We start from the raw sequence: 22,139 nt of genomic DNA on the forward strand, positions 1-22,139 counted from the left end.
AAGTACTACATTGTATGCGAAAGTATATTTTGTAATGCATGGTCTATTGCCGGAAATGTGTATTGGTATCCATGTTTAATTGCTTTACTAGGTAATACATGTTGCCCTTCTAGTACAAGTATGCTCATCTCACCTAATAAGGCGTGAAGCATAAATGAAGGGACAGGCAGCCAATGTGGTTTTCTCGTTGCAGCAGCGATGGTCTTTCCAAATTCCTTCATTCTTATAGGTGTTGGTGCTGTCATATTAAGAGGACCATCAATTTCTTTTTTGTGTATGATGAAATCCATCATACGAACGACATCGTCTATATGAATCCATGATAACCATTGTTTCCCAGAACCAATGGTGCCGCCGATATAGAATTGATAGGGAAGTAACATTTTTGGCAAGGCTCCGCCATCTGCACCTAATACAACGCCAAATCTTGTGTAAATTGTTCTTATTCCGAGAGAACATGCTTTAGCTGCTTCTTGTTCCCATAAAAATACTGTTTCTGCTAAAAAGTCATTTCCAGGAGTTTCTTGTTGCTCAGTAAAAGACTCTACTTCAGATGTTCCGTAGTATCCAATAGCACTTGCATTAATAAATGTATGTGGTTTTTTATGGAGTGCCTGCAATTGTTTAATGAGTCCTTTTGTTGTTTGAATTCTACTGTTTAAAATGGCTTTCTTTTGTTTCTTTGTCCATCTACTATTAATAGACTCTCCGGCTAGATTAATAACTACATCAATAGAAGAGAGGGGGAAGGTTTGTAAATCTGGTGTCCATTGAACATACTGAAGTTTAGGGTCGGAAGTTTCAGTAGTTTTTTTTCGTGTGAGGATGTAAACAGTATATCCTTTTTGAACAAAAAAAGTAGAAAGATATTTACCGATAAAGCCTGTACCACCAGAAATTGCGATTTTCACAAGTATTTCCTCCTCATTATATATATTCTTGAAAAGAAAAAATGTTCCTCGACTATGTTAAAATAATAGAGAGGTGAGAGTATGGCTGTCATTACAAAAATAGAAGTACAAAAACGATCGAAAGAACGATTTAATATTTATATTGATAAAGGCCAAGGTGAAGAGTACGGGTTTAGTGTGGATCAAGTAATCTTAATGAAACATGGATTACAAAAAGGCTTAGAAATTGATGAAATAGAGTTAGGAAATATTTTGTACAATGAAGAGGTACAAAAAGCATATTTACAAGCAATCTCCTATTTATCCTATCAAATGAGAACAAAACAAGAAATAGAAGATTTTTTACGAAAAAAAGAAGTGGGACAAGCCATCATCTCTGAAGTCGTTTCGAAATTATTACATGACCGATATATTAATGATAAAGAGTACGCTGTTTTATATACGCGAACGCAAAGTAATGTGAATCGAAAAGGTCCAACTGTTATTAAAAGAGAGTTGTTAAATAAAGGTGTTCAAGATTTACTTATTATGCACAGTTTACAAGAATATCCGAAGGAAAAGCAAATTGAGAATGCCTTGTTTCTCATAGAAAAGAAGAAAAAATCTTATCAAAAGCATTCTTTTTTACAAATGAAGCTAAAGTTAGATGAGATGCTTGTTCGAAAAGGATATTCTAGAGAAGTAATTCAAATTTGTTTGGAAGAATTGAAAGACGAAAGAGATGACGAAAAGCAACAAGAAGCGTTACACTATCATGGGAATAAATATTATGAGAAATATAAGAAGCATGTTGGATGGACATTTGAAAACAAGATGAAGCAAGCGTTATATAGAAAAGGATTCTCTATTGATGAAATTGAGATATTTTTGCAAATGAAACGCGAAGAGGAATGAGGAGAATAAGATGAATATGCCAAAACGCTACAGTGAAATGACACCGCATGAGCTAAGGGAAGAAATTGGCGCTTTGAAGGAGCAAGCAGTAAAAGCTGAGCAGCTTGGGATTGTCAATGAATTTGATGTATTAATGAGAAAAATGGCAATGGCTCGTGCTTATATGACGGATATAAACAAGTTCCGTATTGGTGAAATATATGAATTAGTAGAAGAACCTGGTGTATTATTTAAAATTACGTATTTCAATGGGGTATTTGCTTGGGGATATAAGCAAAATGATAATGAAGAGATTGGCATACCAATTTCCTTATTGCAAGAAAAATAAAAACCAGAGAGCACATATCTCTCTGGTTTTCATCTTTGGTAGGCGTTAAAGGAGATAGGAGATTCTAAAATTGGCGTTTTTTACATTCATTTGCCAATATAATGAGAGACTGGGTTTGTTGCGTCTGTCCGTTAACTTGCGCTTTCGCATGTTTTGGACGAGTCCACGTATGGTTAAATAATTCAGAACGACTATCTAAGCGATCACGGTAGCTCATCTTTATCACCTCGTGTAGGAAGTTAATTTAATTTGTACTACTCTTCCTGCTGATTTGCAGCACGCATACGTTCTTGTGGGTGCGTGTTAATTGTGCCGTTAGGTCGCTTCGAAGCGAAGCGTGATTTCGCTTTCGGCTGACCGTCGATTTTGCTGTTGTTTTTTGACTCAGACCAAAATTCGGCTTGTTTACCCATTGCGAACGCCCTCCTCCTCATCAGTTGATACCTCTTTAAGAAGTATCACTTATAGAATGTGCAAAACAGAAGAAACTATCCTTTAGAAATGAAGGGATAAATAGGTAAAAGGAGATTAGAACATGAATGATATTTATGAAGCATTAACGAAAGAATTATTAGACAAGAATGACAAGCTTTCTTACGGACAAGCTCGTGCATGGGTTGAATTACTTTGGGAAGATTTTCAAACAACTTATGCAAAATCAGGGCGTTATCAAGGTGAGGAAATGACTGAACAAGTGGTACGATCATGGATTAATAATCATGGTGTACGCCTTCATGAAATGCGTACAAACAATCCGAAGTATAGTCATTTAATTAATCAAGAAGATCATTTGAAACATTAAAAAAAAGCGACTTGAGTCGCTTTTTTTAATGTGGAAGTAATTCCAGTTTTTTTCGAAGTTTTTCTTCACTAAAAATCCATCCCGTATAGGAACTAATAATATTTAAATTATGGTCTAGCTGAACAATCGCGACAAATGGATAATAATCTTTACTTCGATACCGTAAATCAATGAATCGTACTTCGTAATAATGATCATGATCAAAAATATCCCAGCGATATACAGGAGAGAAAGATAGGAAGGCTGAGATGTTTTCATCTTGTTTAGCTGCTCGCATAATATCATTGTCTGGGAACGGTACCCGATCGAACTTGTCATATATCATGATGTTACCACGGTGCCATCTCGCAACGTAGTAATAATCAGCTGTAACGACTGCTAAATGATAATGATAAAATCGGTAAGAAGGAGAAATGATAATCTTTTCGACATTTTTGAAACGTTTGTGTACAACGCTTCTTATATTTCTGTGCATCATAATTCGTCCGATATAGTAAACAATCATTAATATATATGCTGCTAAGGCAGTGTATCCTTTATGAGAACCGACGAGCATGCAAGCAATTGCAAGTATATGGATAAAGAAAATTACGGTATCGAATGTATTAATCACGCCGAGTGCGACCCATTTTTTTGTGAAAGGCCGTAATGCTTGTGTACCATAGGCGTTGAAAATATCTACAAAGACGTGAAGGAAGACTGCAATAAATGACCAAAGTAGTAGATGAAGATATGGAGCGTCTGAAAAGAAGGCGAAAGAGATGCCACTTATAAGGAATGACCAAAGAATTACCGCGGGAATGGAATGAGTAACTCCGCGATGATTTCTTATATATTTAGCGTTATTACGCAATTTTAAAACTGTGTCAATGTCAGGAATGTTGGAACCAGCAATTGTAGCAAGCATAACAGCTTGTGGGCCAATATCACTTTGTGCTATGGCTGGGTCTAATGTTGCTAAGCTACCTAAAGTGATACCCATAACAAGGTGAGTGGCTGTGTCCATAGAAATCCACCTCCGTTTTTTATTAATGTAACTCTTTTTATTCGATACCTCAAGTCCTTTGCCTTCAATTTCCTATGTCATCTTACTTAAATTTTTTCCTAAAATCTTTATAATAGTACTTATATGCAAAAAAATGAGGGGGATCAAGTTTGACACTTGAAATACTAAAAAATTTTAATATAGAGCAGTTTCAAAATGATTTAATTGGTTGGTTTGAAGAAGAACAGCGCGACTTACCGTGGAGAAAGAATAAAGATCCATACCGCGTTTGGGTTTCTGAAATTATGTTACAGCAAACAAGAGTAGAAGCTGTAAAACCATATTACGCAAATTTTATGGGGAAGTTTCCTACACTTGAAGCGTTAGCGAACGCAGATGATGAAGAAGTATTAAAAGCATGGGAAGGTTTAGGGTATTATTCTAGAGCACGTAATTTACATGCGGCAGTAAAAGAGGTAAAAGAAGTATACGGCGGGGTTGTACCAAGTGATGTAAAGAAAATTGAAAAGTTAAAAGGAGTCGGACCATATACAAAAGGTGCTATTTTAAGTATCGCATATGGTATACCAGAGCCGGCAGTTGATGGAAATGTTATGCGTGTATTATCTCGCATTTTATCAGTATGGGATGATATTGCAAAACCAAAGACTCGAAAAGTTTTTGAAGAAATTGTGCGTGAAATTATTTCGAAAGAAAATCCATCTTATTTTAATCAAGGTTTGATGGAGTTAGGTGCATTGATTTGCATTCCAAAAAATCCATCTTGCTTACTTTGTCCTGTACGTGAGCATTGCAGAGGATATGCTGAAGGTGTTCAAAAAGAACTACCAGTAAAAAGTAAAGCGAAAGCTCCTACAATGGTACCGCTTGTTGCAGGAGTACTTCAAACTGAAGATGGTCGTTACGTTATTAATAAACGTCCAAGTAGCGGATTATTAGCTAATATGTGGGAGTTTCCGAATATTGAACTTGGCGAAGGGATTCGAAGTCAGAAAGAACAGCTTATAGATTATATGAAGGAAAAGTTTGAGCTTTCGATTTCTATTGATGAGTACGCAATGAATGTACAACATACATTTACACATCGTACTTGGGATATATTTGTATTTTACGGAAAAGTAACCGGTGATATTGTTGAAACAGATACATTGAAACTTGTATCGAAAGAAGCATTTGAGCAGTTACCTTTCTCTAAATCGCATCGTACGATTTATGAGAGTTGTGTTGAGAAAATTACAATGCAATAAACAAAAAAGTGTTCCCTAAATTGGGAACACTTTTTTAATCGTAAGAAATTTTTGTCCCATGAGTCCAACTGGCATCACCTTCTTGTAAGCCGCCCCTTGATTCGATCTCTATTACAATTTCTTTATAAATACTTTGCCCTTCCGCATTTAAATAGGGCAAAATCTGTTGTAATGAATGATGAAAATAAGCTAATTCATCTTCTTTCCATTCGTTTTTTGAAAGCATCGTTAGTTCAGTCATATCGCGTCCTATATACATATTTCCACCTCCATTTTCTATAGTTTGAATGAGTAACAAGAGATATATGCGGAATTTTTTTAAAAGAAAATTACGGATAGCTTCTAGTTGAATTGGTTACATTATTGATTGTGGAGGTGAGAAAGATGAGTAAAAAACAACAAGGTTATAACAAGGCAACTTCTGGTGCTAGTATTCAAAGTACAAATGCTAGTTATGGTACAGAGTTTGCAACTGAAACAAATGTACAAGCAGTAAAACAAGCAAACGCACAATCAGAAGCAAAGAAAGCACAAGCTTCTGGTGCACAAAGTGCAAACGCTAGTTATGGTACAGAATTTGCAACTGAAACAGACGTGCATGCTGTGAAAAAACAAAATGCTAAGTCAGCTGCAAAACAATCACAATCTTCTAGTTCAAACGAGTAATGAAAGAAAAACACTTCTCCAATTCGAGAGAAGTGTTTTCTTTGTGTGCGGGTCATTGTAATGAAAAGAAAGTGAACGACATAACTTCTAATAAGTCAACAAATGTTGTCAAAGGAGAAGGAAGTTAAAGATTAGAAATATGTAATTAGGAATAATAACTGATGAAGAAATCCAAAAGGGGGTAAGTAATGAACGATTTTGATAAGTTGGTGGGAGAACAATTGGAAACGATGGATGAGCTGTTAAAATTGCAATCACACTTAGAGAAGTATCAACAAATTGAAATGAATGAAAAAGATACGTGCGATAAAAAAGAACTGCATTTTATCCGTCAGGAAATATATAGAACAGAAGTAGCGTTGAAGATGTTACATGAGAAATTTGAAGAACAAACGAATAGTGTAATCCAATCTTTTACAACTGAAAAAATGATTTCAAATTTAGGATAAGATATATTATTGCCTTCAGGTGAAAAGTCCTTCAAATAGAGAGGGGCTTTTTCTATTACATGTCCTCGTTTATAAATAATACAGTACAATCCTTGTGTTCTGAGAAGATTGGGTATTATTGTATTCAACGATAAACCTCCTGCATATTCAGTGTGGAAAATAGAGTCTTATCCCTTTAGTTTTAAAATTTTGACAAAAAAGTTATAATAGAAGAAAAGTGAATGCCGTTCAAAGGGCATTTGCAGTTGAAAGAAGGGAGCATATATGGGATTTCCCAAAGAAGGAGAAAAAGTACAAATACATAGTTATAAACATAATGGCTCCATTCATAGAATGTGGGAAGAAACAACAATTTTAAAAGGGACACAGAGTCTTGTGATCGGAGCGAATGATCGTACAGTAGTTACAGAATCGGATGGCCGAACATGGATTACGCGTGAACCAGCAATTTGTTATTTTCATGCCAACTATTGGTTTAATGTGATTGGGATGCTTAGGGAAGAGGGCGTATATTATTATTGTAATTTAAGCTCCCCTTTTGCGTATGATTCTGAAGCATTAAAGTATATTGATTATGATTTAGATATTAAAGTGTATCCAGATATGACATATACGCTTCTAGATGAAGATGAGTATGAAAAACATAGTCAAATTATGCAGTATCCACCTGTTATCGATACAATTTTAAAACGAAATGTAGCACATTTAACACAGTGGATTCATCAAAGAAAAGGTCCGTTCGCACCAGACTTCGTAGATATGTGGTATGAACGATATTTAATGTACAGAAATTAAAACAAACCTGCAGGGGGCTTCCCGGCAGGTTTGTCCTATTAGAGGGGGGATTATGTGCAGGGCATAAAAAGATATTTACAATTTGTTAAACCATATCGATGGCTTATCGCTATTACAATTATTATTGGACTAGTTAAGTTTGGTATCCCACTTATTATGCCGTGGTTATTAAAGTATATTATCGATGATGTAATTCAAGGCGGGGGTTCACTTCAAGATAAAACATCTCAATTAATAACAGCGATTGGAATTGCTTTTTTTATTTTTGCGGTATTAAGACCACCGATTGAATATTATCGTCAATATTTCGCGCAGCGTATCGCAAATACAATACTGTATGATTTGCGGAAGTATATTTTCGGTCACTTACAAAAGTTAAGTTTACGTTATTACTCCAATACAAAAACAGGAGAGATTATTTCGCGTGTCATCCATGATGTAGAACAAACGAAGGATTTTGTAATTACTGGTTTGATGAACGTCTGGTTAGATACTGCAACAATTGCTATTGCCATCATTGTTATGTTTTCTATGAATATAAAATTAACATTTGTTGCGTTATTGATTTTACCTATTTATGTAATTGCAGTGAAATATTTTTTCGGACGTCTTCGGAAATTGACGAAAGAGCGTTCACAAGCGTTAGCGACGATGCAAGGGTATTTGCATGAACGTATTCAAGGAATGCAAGTGACACGTAGCTTTGCGTTAGAAGAGTATGAGGGGAAGCAGTTTGAAAAAAGAAATAATGAATTTTTAACGAAAGCATTAACCCATACAAGTTGGACGGCGAGAACATTCTCGGCAGTAAATACGTTAACAGATTTAGGTCCGTTACTTGTGATTGGTTTTGCAGCATATGAAGTAATTCAAGGGCAGTTAACGCTAGGGACGATGGTAGCTTTTGTTGGATATATGGATAGTTTATATAGTCCGCTTCGCCGCCTTGTTAATTCATCTACAACATTAACACAATCTTTTGCATCGATGGACCGTGTGTTTGAACTGTTAGATGAAAAATACGATATTGTTAATGTGCCAAATGCGGTACAAACGAAAAAATTAAATGGAGAAATTGTATTTGATAATGTTTTTTTTCGTTATAATGCAGACGAAAAAGAGATATTACACAACTTGTCATTAACTATGCAGCCTGGAGAGAAAGTAGCGCTTGTAGGAGCGAGTGGGGGAGGAAAGTCATCTCTTGCTAGTTTGATCCCGCGTTTCTATGATGTTTCTGAGGGAGCGGTTTATGTAGATGGGATAGATGTAAGAAAGTATAATATGAGAAATTTACGTAGTAATATTGGAATTGTACTGCAAGATAATTTATTGTTTAGCGATACAATTGGAGCTAATATATTATATGGAAATCCGAAAGCTACAGAGCAAGAAGTGATTGCAGCTGCCAAAGCTGCGCAAATTCATGATTTTATTATAGACTTACCAGATGGTTATAATACTGTCGTTGGAGAACGTGGTGTAAAGCTATCGGGCGGGCAAAGACAACGTGTGGCAATTGCACGAGTGTTTCTAAAGAATCCGTCGGTACTTATATTGGATGAAGCAACTTCGGCATTGGATTTAGAAAATGAAAGGTATATTCAAGAGGCGCTTCAGACGTTAGCTGCTGACAGGACGACGATTATAATCGCACATCGATTAGCGACGATTACGCATGTTGATACGATTATTTATATTGAAGACGGTGAGATTAAAGAAACTGGTTCTCATGAAGAGTTAATGCAAAAAAAAGGATTTTATTACAATTTATATCAACTTCAACATATAACAGAAACAGCTCCTTTAGCATAAAAGGAGCTGTTTTTTTATTCGTCTTCTTTTTTATCATCGATTTGGAGTTCTTTTTCTGGTTTATGGTATGTGTAGAAGCTATCTACAAGTAAATCTAAATGCTCTACTTCTTCACTATAGTTAATAATGGAAGAAATAAGAGGGAAGAGATGTAGCCATGTTTTATATGCTTCTTCATCGTCCTTGTTTTGATAATCCATAAAGATATCAATTAATTCTTGTTTACCTGTTTCAACTTCATCAAGCATCTCAACAGACTGTTGTTTTTTTGCTTTACCAATGAATTTTAATAAAACTTGTTCGTGATAATGCGTTAATGAATCAAGTTCGTTTTGGATAGATTCCTGAAACTCTTCTGGCATGTAACGCAGTTCGTTTTCAGTACGGTGTAATGATTTTAACGTACTTAAAGCACGGCTTGTTGTCGCTAACATTTGTCTGAATAAAACGAGCTTACGAATTTTTGCGAACTTTACTTTTTTCGTGTAGCTTCTTTCTTCTTTATACAGCAAATAGTAATGGTTTAATTTGATCATTTTTTCTTTCATACGATCAATATCAGTTTTTAGCGTTGTAAAATCAGAAGCTTGCCTGCTATTCATTCGAATCCATTTTACAATTTCTTCTGTATTATCAACGATACGATGATAAAGTTTTGTTTCATATTTCGGCGGCATAAATACTAAATTTACAAGTGAAGCCGCAATAATACCAATCATAATCGTCGCAAAGCGAAGTAAGGCAAAACTAAAGAAATCTTCGCCTTGATACTCCATAATGGCGATAACTGTTACTAAAGCAATTGATATTGTGTTTTCTAATCGTAATTGCAGTGTAAGAGCAATTACTAATATACATGTTAATCCAATAATAAAAGGATTATGTCCAAAAGCAGTAGCAAATGCGATAGCAAATATCGCACCGATTACATTTGCTTGAATTTGTTCAAGTGCGGTTAAATAAGAACGGTATACAGACGGTTGAACAGCAAAGATAGCTGAAATTCCCGCAAATACCGGACTCGGTAATTGAAGTAAAATACAAGCAAATAAAGCTAACGTGATGGCAATACCCGTTTTTAAAATGCGAGCACCAAGTTTCATACCCTTAATAAGATCCTTTCTCTTGTCATAATGAATGTACAACATGATACTATACATTCATTACAATATGTTAGCAAGTGATATTTTAGTGACATTAAAAGAAATTAGTATTCATTTTATCGCGCTAATTGTGAACAGTAAGATTCCCGCCTCTAAATTCAGTAGCTGGATGCCGATAAACGCTCAATTGCTGTAGGCTAATTAAAGTTTCACTTTATAATTTTTCCTAATTTCTTTTAAACATCAGTTTTTAGTAAAAAGACCTGCTGAATTTCAGCAGGTCTCAAATTGTTACTATAGATTACTATGAGAAGTGTACTTCGTCAATTTTTTCTTAATAATGAAAATTACTCATGTTACTCTGTTGAAATAGATGGATCTGCCTGTTCTTTTTTCGGGATAATTTCAAAAAACTGGTTTTGTATATCATCTAATAACGGGGTTAACAAAGCAACTTCCTCATATTGCTCATGCTCGTTTAGTACACGAATATAGTCTAACAATAATTCAATTACATCTTTCAAACCGTTTTTACTAATTGGTTGTAATGTAACATTTGCCCCTTTTGCGATTCTTCTTTTTAAGGCTTGTTCTGTTAAGCCTAAGTTTGAATCATGACGTAAATAAACAACACCGCCAGTCATGCCGGCGCAAATCCATGGACCAGGGTCACCTAAAACAAGCGCTCGCCCATTTGTCATATATTCAAAAGCAAACCCTTTAATATTGGAGTATGCCCCTATATTTCCGTGCTCTTTTTCACGGAGTGGTTTTGTTATTCTACCTCCAATTATCATGTCTGCCCCAGAAAGGCGAATGCCAGCGCGAGCATCAGCGTTCCCTTGCACGTATAGTGCCCCTTTTTGTGCACCATATCCAAATCCTTTTCCGACAGAACCGTTATAATATACTCCATCTTCTCCTTTTGATTTCGTTATATAAATACCACCACCAAAGGAAGTTTTACCAATGCCATCTTGTGCGCCGCCATTTACGTGTATAAATAAATTTTCACTATTGTAAGCACCTAACCCATTTCCGGGAATAGAACCATTCGTATACTTTAATGTAAGTGGTTCAAGTTGAGTAGCTTCATATAGTTTACTGCGAACGCGATAACATGATTCTAGACCACCCATAACGCGTTGCTCTACACCAACGCCTACTAATTCTTTTGAGTCAGCGGAATGAACGGTTTTAAATTGTTTTTCCGGTACGTCTTCTGTTGTTGTAACAGATGGATGTTCTAGTATTTGTAGTAAATTACATAAGTTTAATAAATTTTCGCCTCGAACTTGCTCTAATAAATCAGAACGCCCAACAATTGCTTGTAAATTTGTATATCCAAGCTGTCCTGTTAATCGTTGTAGTTCTACACCGAAAGAGGTGAATAAATTTAACAGGCCGGCAACTGCGCTTTCTAATTCGCGCGGAACGAAGCGGCGTAATCCGTGTTCTTTTGCTTGTGCTTCAGACTCGATTTGTGTCGCAATTCCAACATGGCAAGTATCTAGATGGCACCCACGGCAAGTAGTACAGCCGATTGCAATCATTGATAGTGTGCCAAATCCAATACGGTTTGCTCCGAGGAGCATGATTTTCAAGGCATCATTTACACTTCGAATACCACCATCTGCCCAAATCTCTACTTTATGTCTCATGCATGCTTCTAATAAAGCGTTGTGAGCGGCTTTAACACCAATTTCTACAGGGAGACCTACATGCTGCAATGCGTGAATACGTGCAGCACCTGTTCCGCCATCGAATCCGCTAATGTTAATAAAATCAGCGCCAGCTTTGGCAATACCGACAGCAATTGTTCCGATATTAGGAACGACAGGGACTTTCACGGCTACTTTGGCAAGTTGATTAGCTGTTTTAATTTCTGTAATCATTTGAGCTAAATCTTCAATTGAATAAATATCATGGTTATTAGAAGGTGAAATTAAATCTGAGCCGATTGTCGCATTACGTGCTTCAGCTATTTTGGCTGTCACTTTTGAACCAGGTAAATGTCCACCTTCCCCAGGCTTTGCGCCTTGACCGATCTTGATTTCAATTAAGTTTGATGAGTTTAGTAGTTCGGCATTTACTCCAAATCGTCCAGATGCCACTTGTTGTCCACGTGTATGTGGGTATTTCCCAATCATATCTTTAATTTCGCCGCCTTCACCGTTCAAGCTAATCATATTTAGCTGATCGGCCGCTTCTGCATATGCGCGAAAGGCGATTTCGTTTTGAGAACCAAATGACATAGAACTAATAATAAATGGTAAATTATGATTTTGAATGCCGATAGATACTTCTTCAGTTGGAACGACATGTTTTGTTTGTTTCGTTTGAACAAGGTGTCTGATTGCGATTGGATTATTCTCTTCTAGTTCACTTAACTTGTCACGGTAATCATCATAAGAATTTCCTTTTGCAACATCGCCAATTGCTTTCCAAATTCGCGGGAATATATGAAATGATTTTCGCATTCTAATTTTAGGATTGTTATAATCCTCTGCTCGTATTTTTGCATCTTCAGTAAGTGATTCAAGTGAAAAGGCTAAATCATTTGAACCGAAGAAATTTGTAATCTGTAATATATTTGCGATTTCTTCATGTAACCCAATAGATGAATAGAGACGTCCGTAACCACGTAACTCATGAATTCCAATTGTTGAAATGACTTTTTCTAATCCTTTATTAAGTGCATTATACAGATTCGTAATTGGTGTTTTTGTTCCATCATTTACAGTGGCGAATAATAAATATGGATTAATACCATCTGCTCCTAATCCATATAGCGTGACAATGTCATGTAAGGAGCGAAGAGCACCAGAACGTATAACGAGAGAACAATTGCGGCGTAATTTATTTTCACTTAATGCTTGATGTACTTTAGCAGTAACTAAATGTGGATCAATCCACAATCGTTCATTTAGATGGGCTTTTGCGTCATCTAATACTAGTAGGGAAGCGCCATTGTTAACAGCAGCTATCGCTTCAAAACTAATGCGGCTTAATGCACATTGCAGAGTTTCTGACGAGCTGAATGTAGCAGAGATTGTGGCGATAGAGTTATGAGTCTTAAATAGCTCTATGAGTTGTTCGTACGTAATTGTGTGTAATTCCTCTGCAATAGGTTGTGCCACGCTGCCTTCTAAAATAATTGGTGAAAGCATTTCAACTACAAATGGCCGTTTTGCGCCGCTTAATAAACTTGGACGCTCTCCAAGTACAGTACGTGTAGAGAAGTGTTCAATTTCACGGTCACGGTCAATTGCAGGGTTTGTAACAACAGCTACACTTTCTTTAATAAAGTCAGCGATATTTCGTCTATCAGTATCGAGTGCGGCAAGTGGTGAGTCATGCCCAAGTGAGCGTATTGGCTCAACGCCTTTTGTTGCCATCTGTTCAAGGAGCTGAATATGTTCTCGGTCCCATCCGAAAGCGACATATTGTTTCGTTTCAACTTGAACAGAATCACATAGCCCTTGGATTTTTTTCGTTTCAGGGATAGATAAATTTAAATGGTAATTGGTAGTATCAATTCGCTTTTTAAAACGGTTATATACTTGGATTTGATATTTGTCATATTCATAAAGAACAAGTTCATCTTGTTCATTCCATTTTAATCCAACCTTTTCTCCAGGGGCGAGTGGTTTTGGTTCTGCTACATATTTAGTTGGTGATACAACTCCAGGTTCAGAAGAGAAAATATAAGAGCTCTCTGTCTCTACTTTCCATACTGGGCGTAATCCAAGGGAATCAACACTGAAAACAGCTTCATCTTTAAAACGGGAAATGATGCCAGCTGGTCCTTGTGCAAAATGTCCCCATGCTTCACGTATATACGTATATAAATCTTTTAAAGGTGTTTCATAAAGTTTAATTTCATTAATAATTGGAGGGAACAATATTTCCATTGCTTCAAATAAGCTGTAGTCGTATTGAACAAGTAGGGTTTCTAAGGTGCGGTTTAAATCTTGCGAGTCACTGCCTCCAGCAGTAAGTGGTACATCAATCATTTCAGCCTGCTCGCGTAATTTTGCAATTGTGTTAATTTCACCATTATGTCCGAGAATGCTAAATGGTTGTACACGAAAAAAATTAGATAATGTATTAGTAGAGTAGCGGTTATGTCCTAATGTCATAGTTGAAGCGATAAGTGGATGTTGTAAATCATTATAGTAGGCAACAAGTGTATCACCAGCACCTAGAACTTTATATACAACATGATCACGACTTAATGAAGCAACATGAATTGCTTCGTTTTCCTCTATTTTTATTGTGACAGAAAATAATGTTTGCTCAATATTTGTAATTTCGTTTTCTGCGATAAGGGCAACTTGCCAAAATAAAGGTTCTTCTTGTTTACCAAGTGGACCGAGTGCATCGGAGTTTGTTACATCATCACTTTCGAAAATGATTGTAAAATTTTTGTTGTTTAATTGCGTACGAATATAATCTTTTAAGATAGTAATGTTTTCTTTTTTATTTAGAAAAAAATGTCCAACGATAAAGTGGGGATGATCCACAATCGTTGGATTATATCCGCTACTTTTTAGTTTTTCATTCCAAAGCGCTTTTGGTACATCAATGTGAATGCCGATGCCATCGCCCTCACCATTAATGAAACCAGCTCTATGATTCATTTTGACGAGTGATTGAATACAAAGGTCAATGTTTTCTTTTGTAGCAATTTTTCGTTTCTCCATAACGGAAACGATTCCACACGCATCGTGTTCTGCATTTCTATAATCTCGAAATAAAGACGGTGTCCATGTATTTTTTGTATTGAGCATCCGTCAATCCCCCCTCTTGTAAAAGTTAGAATAATCTTACTATTTAAGGTGCAAATCACCTTGTACACAGAGATAGTAATGCTGTAAAAGAATATAAAACAGATAATTATGAATAATTATACTATTAATACGGGGTTTATGAAATAGAAAAAAGGAAAAAAGAAAGGTGAGCTTTCTTTTTTCCTTTTAATGACGGGATTATTTATTGTCTGCTAGGGCAGCAAATGCTCTGCCGACAGCTTCGATTGTATATTCAATATCTTCTTTTGTATGTTCTGTCGTTAAGAACCATGCCTCGTATTTAGAAGGTGCTAAGTTAACTCCTTCTTGAAGCATAAGCTTGAAGAATTTACCGAACATTTCACCGTCTGTATCTTGTGCGGCATCGTAATCTTCAATTGTATTTGTTGTGAAGTATACAGTTAAAGCTCCTTTTAGACGGTTTAATGTAATGTCGATATTATGTTTCGTTGCTTGCTCTAAAATTCCTTTTTCAAGCATTGCACCAAGTTCATCTAATTTCTCATAAAGTCCTTCTTGTTGAAGCACTTCTAGACAAGCGATACCTGATGCCATAGAAGCAGGGTTTCCTGCCATTGTACCAGCTTGGTATGCAGGTCCAAGCGGAGCAACTTGTTCCATAATTTCTTTCTTACCACCGTAAGCACCGATCGGTAAACCGCCGCCAATAACTTTACCAAGCGCTGTTAAGTCAGGTGTCACACGAAGTAAGTCTTGAGCACCACCGTACATAAAGCGGAAAGCAGTAATAACTTCATCGTAAATTACTAGTGCGCCAGCTTCGTGAACAAGTTCATTCACTTTTTCAAGGAATCCTGGTTTAGGTTCTACAATACCGAAGTTTCCAACAATCGGTTCTACAAGGATAGCTGCTACTTCATGACCCCATTTATCTAACGCCTCTTTTAAAGTTTCTACATTATTAAATGGAACGGTAATAACTTCTTGTGCGATACTTTGTGGTACGCCAGCTGAGTCAGGAGTTCCTAAAGTAGAAGGACCAGATCCAGCTGCCACAAGTACTAAATCAGAATGACCGTGGTAACAACCAGCAAATTTCATGATTTTTGTGCGACCTGTATAAGCACGAGCAACACGAATCGTTGTCATCACTGCTTCTGTACCAGAGTTTACAAAACGGACTTTATCTAATGCAGGCATTGCTTCTTTTAACATTTTTGCGAATTTTACCTCTAGCGCTGTTGGTGTTCCGTAAAGTACCCCATTTTCAGCAGCTGTTGTAATTGCTTTTGTTATATGCGGATGAGCATGTCCAGTAATAATAGGACCGTATGCTGCTAAATAATCGATATATTTATTTCCGTCTACATCCCAGAAATAAGCGCCTTTCCCGCGTTCCATAGCAACAGGAGCGCCGCCGCCAACTGCTTTAAAAGAACGTGAAGGACTGTTAACACCGCCAACGATATGCTCTAAAGCTTCTTTATGTAATGCTTCTGACTTTGTGAATTTCACTACAATTCATCTCCTTACAAAAATCTATGTATTATTCTAACATGTTTTTCGAAAAGACGTATTGTTTGTGATAGCGAAGGCAGTTGGGTAAACTATTCGTTGTGACATTTAGGAGGGGGGTCCGATTATGAAATCGGTAATTGAGGTACAAGGGTTACGTAAAGAGTTTACAGCCTATTCAAGTCGTCCGGGCTTAAAGGGTGCATTTCGCGATTTATTAAATCGTAATTATAAAATAGTACCAGCAGTAAATGATGTATCTTTTACTGTAAAGCAAGGTGAAATGGTTGGTTATATCGGTGAGAACGGTGCTGGTAAATCAACAACAATTAAAATGCTTACGGGGATTTTAACTCCGACATCAGGGCAAATCACAGTAAATGGAATGAATCCACATAAACAAAGAGAAGAATTTGTAAGAACAATTGGTGTTGTCTTTGGACAGCGCTCGCAACTTTGGTGGGATATTGCAGTACAAGAATCGTTTCGTTTATTAAAGAAAGTGTATGGTGTATCAGACGCTCAGTATAAGGAGCATATGGAGCACGTAATTGAAACGTTAGATATAGGGCCTTTATTAGATAAACCAGTTCGAAAATTATCTCTTGGTCAAAGAATGCGTTGTGAATTAGCAGCAGCCTTAATTCATAATCCACCGTTATTATTTTTAGATGAGCCAACAATTGGGTTAGATGTACTTGTGAAATTGAAAATACGTGAATTTTTAAAAGAAATGAACGAACGTTATAAAACAACAATTTTATTAACTACTCATGATATTACGGATATTGAAGCTTTATGTGAGCGTGTTATCATGCTGGATGAAGGAAATATTATGTATGACGGTTCTTTAAAAAATCTTCGTACGCAGTGGGGAGCAGAGAAGGAAATACACTTTCAGTTTGTTGCACCAGTTTCCTATCAGGCTTTATCAATGGTTATGCCAGATAATCATGTCGTTTGGTCGAAAGCGAAAGAGGAAAACGCATGGGTTGCAAAAATTCCGAATGAAGAAGTTGTTATTTCAATGCTTATTTCTAAAGTAGTACAAGCATTTCAAATTAAAGATTTAAAAATTAACGAAGTGTCTACAGAGGAAATTATTCGTAACATTTATGAAGAAGGTATTACGCATGGGTAAGTATATTGAAATGATTCGAATTCGCTTTTTAATGATGCTTGCGTATCGCACAAACTATTATAGCGGGATTTTAATTTATACAATTAATATCGGCGCATATTATTTTTTGTGGCAAGCAATTTATAGCGGAAAAGAGAATATTGAAAGTTTATCTATTTCGCAAATGACTACGTATATCGCAATCGCGTGGATGGCACGTGCGTTTTATTTTAATAATATAGATAGAGAAATTGCGATGGAAATTCAAGAAGGCCGTGTGGCTGTAGAATTAATTCGTCCTTACAACTATTTAGGTATGAAAGTTATGCAAGGTCTTGGCGAGGGGATATTCCGTTTTGCATTCTTTTCCATCCCGGGCATGGTGATCGTTACGCTATTATTTTCATTGCAAATTACAACGAATTTTCAAACGTGGTTATATTTCTTCTTATCTTTAATATTTAGTTTTATTATTAATACACAAATTAATTTAATGACGGGAATGCTTACGTTTTTCCTATTTAATAATAGTGGAATTATGTATGCAAAACGCGTTGTTATTGATTTATTTTCAGGTCTATTATTACCAATTAGTTTTTATCCGTTATGGGCCCAAAAAGCAATGATGTTTTTACCGTTTCAGGCTATTAGTTATATTCCAAGTATGATTTTTTCTGAAGGTATACAGGGGAGTAAGTTGTATGAGGCTTTAGTATTTCAAGTGATTTGGGCAATTGTACTTATTATTCCAATTGTACTCATGTGGAGAACGGCGAGAAAACGTCTAATTGTACAAGGGGGATGATGAGATGCTATATATAAACTTATTTTTACAATATGCAAGTCAATATATAAAAACGAAATTGGAGTATCGAGGCGATTTTATCGTTGGTTTACTTTCTGATTTATCGCTTCAAGCAGTTAATTTAATATTTATTCTCGTTGTATTTGGGCATACACAAGCATTGAAGGGATGGAGTCGAGAAGAGGTAATCTTTATTTATGGTTTCTTTTTAGTACCATTTGCCATCTTTTCAGCTTTCTTTAATATATGGGATTTTAATGATCGATACATTATTAAAGGGGAGATGGATCGTGTATTAACGCGACCGATCCATAGCCTATTTCAAATTATATTAGAGAGAATGGAACTTGAATCTTTAATTGGAGCCATTACAGGGATTGTTGTAATGGGATATGCAGCTGTGGAGTTACAATTATCTTTTTACTGGTATGATTTCTTCTTATTTATATTGATGGTAGGAGGAGGAGCACTTGTATATGGAGGGATATTTGTTACGCTTGCGAGCCTTGGTTTTTGGTCGGATGCGAAAAGTTCAATTATGCCCCTTATGTATAACATAGGTAATTACGGGCGCTATCCTGTTAATATTTATAACCGTGTAATTCGTTTCATTTTAACGTTTGTTTTACCGTTCGCGTTTGTTGGAGTATATCCAGCAGCGTACTTTTTAAGAAAAACAGAATGGAATAGTTATGCATTCGCGACGCCACTTGTTGGTGTTATCTGTTTTACGATTGCAATCAACCTCTGGAACCAAGGAGTAAAAAGATACCGTGGCGCGGGTAATTAATTATAGAAGCTTGTTCGTTTCTAAGGGATAAATCAGTCCTCCACCTCATACATATAAAATGAGGTGGAGGACATGTTATGGGGATTTATTCTATTAATTGCAGCAATCGCTATTTTGAAAAGTGTCCAATTATTATGGAGTTCCTATTCAGATTCAACGCGTTTTTTTTCGCTGTATAATTTGGCCACATTATTTTTGATCTATACAACAGTACTGATCGCGTTTGGATTAAGTTACGTTGTATTAGAGGAAATGGGTTTCGCAGTTTTGAAAGAGGACGGAGAAAGTTTGAACGCTCATTCTTTTCAACTCGTTGAAGTTTGTTTATATTTTAGCGCAGTTACTTTATTGTCTGTTGGATATGGTGACATATCTCCGATTGGAATTGGGCGATGGATTGCAATTGCAGAAGCGCTAATTGGATATACACTCCCTTTTGCTTTTGTGATGAGGTCTGTAATAGACAATGAAAAATAAGGAAGCATTTGTTATAGTAAAGGAAAAGAGTAGGAGTGATAACAATGATTACAGTAGGAGAAATGGCACCAGAATTCACATTAGAGGGAAGTAACGGAGAAGAAGTTAGCCTAGCTGATTTTCGCGGTAAAAATGTAGTTCTCTATTTTTACCCGAAAGATATGACGCCAGGATGTACAACTGAAGCATGTGATTTTCGTGATGCGTATGGAGTATTTCAAGAGAAGGATACGGTTATTCTTGGAGTAAGTCCTGATTCAGCGAATAGACATTTGAAATTCATTGAGAAACATGAATTGCCATTTACACTTTTAGTAGATGAAGATCATAAAGTAGCAGAGTTATACGATGTTTGGAAGTTAAAAAAGAACTTTGGGAAAGAGTATATGGGAATCGAGCGTTCTACATTCCTTATTAATAAAGACGGTGAACTTGTAAAAGAGTGGCGTAAAGTGAAAGTGAAAGGACATATTGAGGATGTTCTTTCTTATATAAAATAAATCTACGTTGGAGATAAAATATGCAGAAACAAGGCAAGTGTCTATACATATTTTACTGCCTTACATAAAGTGGAAGTGTAGGGCATACCTCCTCAGATGATAGTATTCCAAGTGCGATTATGTCGCACTTTTTTCTATGTAATATATGAAGAAAAAGGGAAAGATACATAAAAACAAGTCCTGAATATAAAAATAAACCACATACTTATAGTAGAAATATTGACGATTTATAAGAAAAGGAGTACACTCTTTATAAGAATTATAAAATAATAATCCGTATAGAATCGGGGTGCATGACGGTGGTCAAAGAAGAATTAAAAGAAGCGCTAGAAATGCTGAAAAATACGGGTGTACGCATTACTCCACAGCGTCATGCTATTTTAGAGTACCTTGTGGAATCAATGACGCACCCAACAGCGGATGATATTTATAAAGCATTAGAAGGTAAGTTTCCAAATATGAGTGTTGCAACTGTCTATAATAACTTACGTGTGTTTAAAGAGGTTGGACTTGTAAAGGAATTAACTTATGGAGACGCTTCAAGTAGATTTGATTATGTTACAAGTCAACATTATCATGTGATTTGCGAAAAATGTGGTAAGATTGTTGATTTTCCTTATGGAGGCTTGGAAAAGCTGGAAGAGGAAGCTGCGAAAACGACAGGCTTCGTTATCAATAGTCATCGCTTAGAAATTTATGGCGTTTGTCCAGAGTGTCATAAGGCGTAATATATAATAAAGAAAGAGGCTATACGTCAGCCTCTTTCTTTATTATATAAGGACATAAGGCGTAATATATAATAAAGAAAGAGGCTGACGGCTATACGTCAGCCTCTTTCTTTATTATATAAGGATTAGCGTGAGGTTAATCGGGATTTACAGTGCTAAGTTAGTAAGAAGGGTTAGATAAAAGTTTGTCGAATTTACTTTGTATTGGTGGAAATGAATTCTTGGAGGGGACATTTTGAAGAAATATGAGATTAAAAGTGACATTCCAACATTGGAAGAATATAAATATTTATGTGATTCTGTGGGATGGACAAATTATATGAACTTTGAGGTGGTGGAAATATCACTTCAAAATTCGATTTACTGTATAACAGTCAAGGATAATAATCAAATCATCGGCATGGGCAGAATTGTTGGTGATGGGGCTATCTATTTCTATATTCAAGATATAGTGGTTCATCCAGAGTATCAAAAGAATGGTATTGGAAAGAAAATAATGAATACTTTAGTAGAATACTTAAATCAGAATGCTCCAGATAAAGCATTCATTGGTTTGTTTGCGTCGCAAGGGAAAACGTCATTCTACGAAAAATATGATTTTAAAGATTATTCGCCTAACATGACAGGGATGTTTACTGTTATTTCGAAAAAATAGGTGTAATAAATTTAATAAAACAATTAAAAAGTTGATTTCTTAAGAAATCAACTTTTTAATGAGTTGAAACGTTTGTAGTGTTGCAAACTCGTATTTCCCTTGATACTTATGATTTATAACTCTTCTTATTATACTTTTCATCAAATTCTTTTCCTTCTAGATCTCGATCTAGTGTTAAAGGTTGATTGCAGTGCATACATGCATCGACACGGCCGAGCATTTTTGTTGGCTTATCACAGCTTGGACAAATAATTTGGATAGTCTTAGTAGATAACATACCAATCCAAAAGTAAACGACAGTGCTAGCGATAACAGCTAAAAAGCCAACCATCATAAAAGTTGTCATGATAATAATGTTTTCGCGGAAAAAGACACCTAAGTATGCAATGAAGAGGCCGATAAATACTAAACTTAATGCAAAGGTCCGGATTTTATTGATTTTGTTTGAATACTTAATGCTCATTCTCACCACACTCCTATAATAATAATATAACATAAAATTTAGAATTTTCACTCTCGTGTAAATTGATAAAGAGATAAGATATGAAATGGATAGGAGAGGAGCCATGAAGACTGAATGGGTGCTATAATGATTTTTAAGTTTTTAACGGGATGTGAAATTTTTTTGTAAAAAGTATTGACCCTGTATATACTGCATGATATATTAATAACCGTCGCTGATGCGGAAACGCAGAAAACGACAAAAAAAGAAATTAAAAAACTTAGTTGACATTGAAAAATGAAGATGTTAACATAAG

24 protein-coding genes are annotated in these 22,139 nt (G+C 35.9%); 15 read left to right on the forward strand and 9 right to left on the reverse strand.

What is annotated here, in order from left to right:
• Positions 1–5 precede the first annotated feature (5 nt).
• On the reverse strand, positions 6–911 hold the full coding sequence (locus tag DN400_RS27660; RefSeq protein WP_000684406.1) for a TIGR01777 family oxidoreductase: 906 nt from the start codon (positions 909–911) through the stop codon (positions 6–8).
• Between the two features lie 81 nt (positions 912–992).
• Between DN400_RS27660 and recX the strand changes: the two genes are divergently transcribed.
• Complete coding sequence (gene recX / locus DN400_RS27665; protein ID WP_090978258.1) at positions 993–1,805, forward strand: recombination regulator RecX; 813 nt, start codon at positions 993–995, stop codon at positions 1,803–1,805.
• 10 nt (positions 1,806–1,815) lie between these two features.
• Entirely contained in the window at positions 1,816–2,133 is a 318-nt protein-coding gene (locus tag DN400_RS27670) for a YfhH family protein (RefSeq protein ID WP_001057023.1), read from the forward strand.
• Positions 2,134–2,197: 64 nt separating this feature from the next.
• On the opposite strand, the gene DN400_RS27675 is transcribed toward DN400_RS27670, so the two are convergent.
• Together DN400_RS27675 and DN400_RS27680 are read right to left on the reverse strand one after the other, a co-directional pair.
• Positions 2,198–2,350: a YpzG family protein gene (locus DN400_RS27675; protein WP_000122093.1), complete on the reverse strand. Its 153-nt coding sequence runs from the start codon at positions 2,348–2,350 to the stop codon at positions 2,198–2,200.
• Between the two features lie 37 nt (positions 2,351–2,387).
• Positions 2,388–2,546 carry a small, acid-soluble spore protein K gene (locus DN400_RS27680; protein WP_000517891.1) on the reverse strand — a complete coding sequence of 53 codons (159 nt, stop codon included), beginning with the start codon at positions 2,544–2,546 and terminating at the stop codon, positions 2,388–2,390.
• 122 nt (positions 2,547–2,668) lie between these two features.
• Between DN400_RS27680 and DN400_RS27685 the strand changes: the two genes are divergently transcribed.
• The gene (locus DN400_RS27685) at positions 2,669–2,935 is read left to right on the forward strand and encodes a YfhJ family protein (RefSeq protein WP_000998159.1); all 267 of its coding nucleotides are present in this window, start codon (positions 2,669–2,671) and stop codon (positions 2,933–2,935) included.
• A gap of 25 nt (positions 2,936–2,960) precedes the next feature.
• On the opposite strand, the gene DN400_RS27690 is transcribed toward DN400_RS27685, so the two are convergent.
• Positions 2,961–3,941: a metal-dependent hydrolase gene (locus DN400_RS27690; RefSeq protein WP_000379115.1), complete on the reverse strand. Its 981-nt coding sequence runs from the start codon at positions 3,939–3,941 to the stop codon at positions 2,961–2,963.
• Positions 3,942–4,090: 149 nt separating this feature from the next.
• Here DN400_RS27690 and mutY point away from each other — a divergent pair, with 149 nt between their 5' ends.
• Entirely contained in the window at positions 4,091–5,188 is a 1,098-nt protein-coding gene (gene mutY, locus DN400_RS27695) for an A/G-specific adenine glycosylase (RefSeq protein WP_000171383.1), read from the forward strand.
• A 34-nt stretch (positions 5,189–5,222) separates the two neighbouring features.
• Here the strand turns inward: mutY and DN400_RS27700 are convergent, their stop codons facing one another.
• Complete coding sequence (locus DN400_RS27700; RefSeq protein ID WP_000275439.1) at positions 5,223–5,447, reverse strand: hypothetical protein; 225 nt, start codon at positions 5,445–5,447, stop codon at positions 5,223–5,225.
• A 125-nt stretch (positions 5,448–5,572) separates the two neighbouring features.
• On the opposite strand from DN400_RS27700, the gene DN400_RS27705 reads away from it, so the two are divergent.
• From DN400_RS27705 to DN400_RS27725, 4 genes are all read left to right on the forward strand, one after another.
• The gene (locus DN400_RS27705; protein ID WP_000039034.1) at positions 5,573–5,854 is read left to right on the forward strand and encodes a gamma-type small acid-soluble spore protein; all 282 of its coding nucleotides are present in this window, start codon (positions 5,573–5,575) and stop codon (positions 5,852–5,854) included.
• A 188-nt stretch (positions 5,855–6,042) separates the two neighbouring features.
• On the forward strand, positions 6,043–6,303 hold the full coding sequence (locus tag DN400_RS27710; protein ID WP_000997586.1) for a YgaB family protein: 261 nt from the start codon (positions 6,043–6,045) through the stop codon (positions 6,301–6,303).
• Positions 6,304–6,567: 264 nt separating this feature from the next.
• Positions 6,568–7,098 carry a nucleoside tri-diphosphate phosphatase gene (gene ntdP / locus DN400_RS27720; RefSeq protein ID WP_000506627.1) on the forward strand — a complete coding sequence of 177 codons (531 nt, stop codon included), beginning with the start codon at positions 6,568–6,570 and terminating at the stop codon, positions 7,096–7,098.
• A gap of 54 nt (positions 7,099–7,152) precedes the next feature.
• On the forward strand, positions 7,153–8,913 hold the full coding sequence (locus tag DN400_RS27725) for an ABC transporter ATP-binding protein (RefSeq protein ID WP_098255965.1): 1,761 nt from the start codon (positions 7,153–7,155) through the stop codon (positions 8,911–8,913).
• 14 nt (positions 8,914–8,927) lie between these two features.
• Here the strand turns inward: DN400_RS27725 and DN400_RS27730 are convergent, their stop codons facing one another.
• The 3 genes from DN400_RS27730 to hemL form a co-directional block, all read right to left on the reverse strand.
• Positions 8,928–10,016, reverse strand: coding sequence for an aromatic acid exporter family protein (locus DN400_RS27730; protein WP_071714810.1), 1,089 nt, complete (start codon positions 10,014–10,016; stop codon positions 8,928–8,930).
• Between the two features lie 356 nt (positions 10,017–10,372).
• The gene (locus DN400_RS27735) at positions 10,373–14,809 is read right to left on the reverse strand and encodes a glutamate synthase-related protein (protein ID WP_147802053.1); all 4,437 of its coding nucleotides are present in this window, start codon (positions 14,807–14,809) and stop codon (positions 10,373–10,375) included.
• Positions 14,810–15,007: 198 nt separating this feature from the next.
• Positions 15,008–16,306, reverse strand: coding sequence for a glutamate-1-semialdehyde-2,1-aminomutase (hemL, locus tag DN400_RS27740; protein ID WP_000673247.1), 1,299 nt, complete (start codon positions 16,304–16,306; stop codon positions 15,008–15,010).
• A 127-nt stretch (positions 16,307–16,433) separates the two neighbouring features.
• On the opposite strand from hemL, the gene DN400_RS27745 reads away from it, so the two are divergent.
• From DN400_RS27745 to DN400_RS27775, 7 genes are all read left to right on the forward strand, one after another.
• The gene (locus DN400_RS27745; RefSeq protein WP_000843653.1) at positions 16,434–17,447 is read left to right on the forward strand and encodes an ABC transporter ATP-binding protein; all 1,014 of its coding nucleotides are present in this window, start codon (positions 16,434–16,436) and stop codon (positions 17,445–17,447) included.
• Positions 17,440–18,231 (forward strand): ABC transporter permease, encoded by a 792-nt coding sequence (locus DN400_RS27750; protein ID WP_000521519.1) that lies wholly within the window; start codon positions 17,440–17,442, stop codon positions 18,229–18,231. The genes DN400_RS27745 and DN400_RS27750 overlap by 8 nt, the downstream gene beginning before the upstream one ends.
• 4 nt (positions 18,232–18,235) lie before the next feature.
• Positions 18,236–19,021: an ABC transporter permease gene (locus DN400_RS27755; RefSeq protein ID WP_000965774.1), complete on the forward strand. Its 786-nt coding sequence runs from the start codon at positions 18,236–18,238 to the stop codon at positions 19,019–19,021.
• Positions 19,022–19,093: 72 nt separating this feature from the next.
• Positions 19,094–19,498 (forward strand): potassium channel family protein, encoded by a 405-nt coding sequence (locus tag DN400_RS27760; RefSeq protein ID WP_000964343.1) that lies wholly within the window; start codon positions 19,094–19,096, stop codon positions 19,496–19,498.
• 44 nt (positions 19,499–19,542) lie between these two features.
• On the forward strand, positions 19,543–19,998 hold the full coding sequence (gene bcp / locus DN400_RS27765; RefSeq protein ID WP_000633711.1) for a thioredoxin-dependent thiol peroxidase: 456 nt from the start codon (positions 19,543–19,545) through the stop codon (positions 19,996–19,998).
• 299 nt (positions 19,999–20,297) lie between these two features.
• Positions 20,298–20,726, forward strand: a complete 429-nt coding sequence (perR, locus tag DN400_RS27770) for a peroxide-responsive transcriptional repressor PerR (RefSeq protein WP_000237829.1) — start codon at positions 20,298–20,300, stop codon at positions 20,724–20,726.
• A gap of 235 nt (positions 20,727–20,961) precedes the next feature.
• Positions 20,962–21,381 carry a GNAT family N-acetyltransferase gene (locus tag DN400_RS27775; protein WP_000759744.1) on the forward strand — a complete coding sequence of 140 codons (420 nt, stop codon included), beginning with the start codon at positions 20,962–20,964 and terminating at the stop codon, positions 21,379–21,381.
• Between the two features lie 106 nt (positions 21,382–21,487).
• Here the strand turns inward: DN400_RS27775 and DN400_RS27780 are convergent, their stop codons facing one another.
• Positions 21,488–21,844, reverse strand: coding sequence for a YgzB family protein (locus DN400_RS27780; protein ID WP_000025058.1), 357 nt, complete (start codon positions 21,842–21,844; stop codon positions 21,488–21,490).
• Positions 21,845–22,139: the final 295 nt, after the last annotated feature.

The organism is Bacillus sp. AR8-1, assembly GCF_008042345.1.
Lineage (GTDB): Bacteria > Bacillota > Bacilli > Bacillales > Bacillaceae_G > Bacillus_A > Bacillus_A cereus.

What these genes read in the sequence shown, in the direction of transcription:
- recX (WP_090978258.1), top strand. Translation starts at nt 993, where the DNA reads ATGGCTGTCATTACAAAAATAGAAGTACAAAAACGATCGAAAGAACGA.
- DN400_RS27670 (WP_001057023.1), top strand. Translation starts at nt 1,816, where the DNA reads ATGAATATGCCAAAACGCTACAGTGAAATGACACCGCATGAGCTAAGG.
- DN400_RS27675 (WP_000122093.1), bottom strand. Translation starts at nt 2,350, where the DNA reads ATGAGCTACCGTGATCGCTTAGATAGTCGTTCTGAATTATTTAACCAT.
- DN400_RS27680 (WP_000517891.1), bottom strand. Translation starts at nt 2,546, where the DNA reads ATGGGTAAACAAGCCGAATTTTGGTCTGAGTCAAAAAACAACAGCAAA.
- DN400_RS27685 (WP_000998159.1), top strand. Translation starts at nt 2,669, where the DNA reads ATGAATGATATTTATGAAGCATTAACGAAAGAATTATTAGACAAGAAT.
- DN400_RS27690 (WP_000379115.1), bottom strand. Translation starts at nt 3,941, where the DNA reads ATGGACACAGCCACTCACCTTGTTATGGGTATCACTTTAGGTAGCTTA.
- DN400_RS27700 (WP_000275439.1), bottom strand. Translation starts at nt 5,447, where the DNA reads ATGTATATAGGACGCGATATGACTGAACTAACGATGCTTTCAAAAAAC.
- DN400_RS27705 (WP_000039034.1), top strand. Translation starts at nt 5,573, where the DNA reads ATGAGTAAAAAACAACAAGGTTATAACAAGGCAACTTCTGGTGCTAGT.
- DN400_RS27710 (WP_000997586.1), top strand. Translation starts at nt 6,043, where the DNA reads ATGAACGATTTTGATAAGTTGGTGGGAGAACAATTGGAAACGATGGAT.
- ntdP (WP_000506627.1), top strand. Translation starts at nt 6,568, where the DNA reads ATGGGATTTCCCAAAGAAGGAGAAAAAGTACAAATACATAGTTATAAA.
- DN400_RS27730 (WP_071714810.1), bottom strand. Translation starts at nt 10,016, where the DNA reads ATGAAACTTGGTGCTCGCATTTTAAAAACGGGTATTGCCATCACGTTA.
- DN400_RS27735 (WP_147802053.1), bottom strand. Translation starts at nt 14,809, where the DNA reads ATGCTCAATACAAAAAATACATGGACACCGTCTTTATTTCGAGATTAT.
- DN400_RS27745 (WP_000843653.1), top strand. Translation starts at nt 16,434, where the DNA reads ATGAAATCGGTAATTGAGGTACAAGGGTTACGTAAAGAGTTTACAGCC.
- DN400_RS27750 (WP_000521519.1), top strand. Translation starts at nt 17,440, where the DNA reads ATGGGTAAGTATATTGAAATGATTCGAATTCGCTTTTTAATGATGCTT.
- DN400_RS27755 (WP_000965774.1), top strand. Translation starts at nt 18,236, where the DNA reads ATGCTATATATAAACTTATTTTTACAATATGCAAGTCAATATATAAAA.
- DN400_RS27760 (WP_000964343.1), top strand. Translation starts at nt 19,094, where the DNA reads ATGTTATGGGGATTTATTCTATTAATTGCAGCAATCGCTATTTTGAAA.
- bcp (WP_000633711.1), top strand. Translation starts at nt 19,543, where the DNA reads ATGATTACAGTAGGAGAAATGGCACCAGAATTCACATTAGAGGGAAGT.
- DN400_RS27780 (WP_000025058.1), bottom strand. Translation starts at nt 21,844, where the DNA reads ATGAGCATTAAGTATTCAAACAAAATCAATAAAATCCGGACCTTTGCA.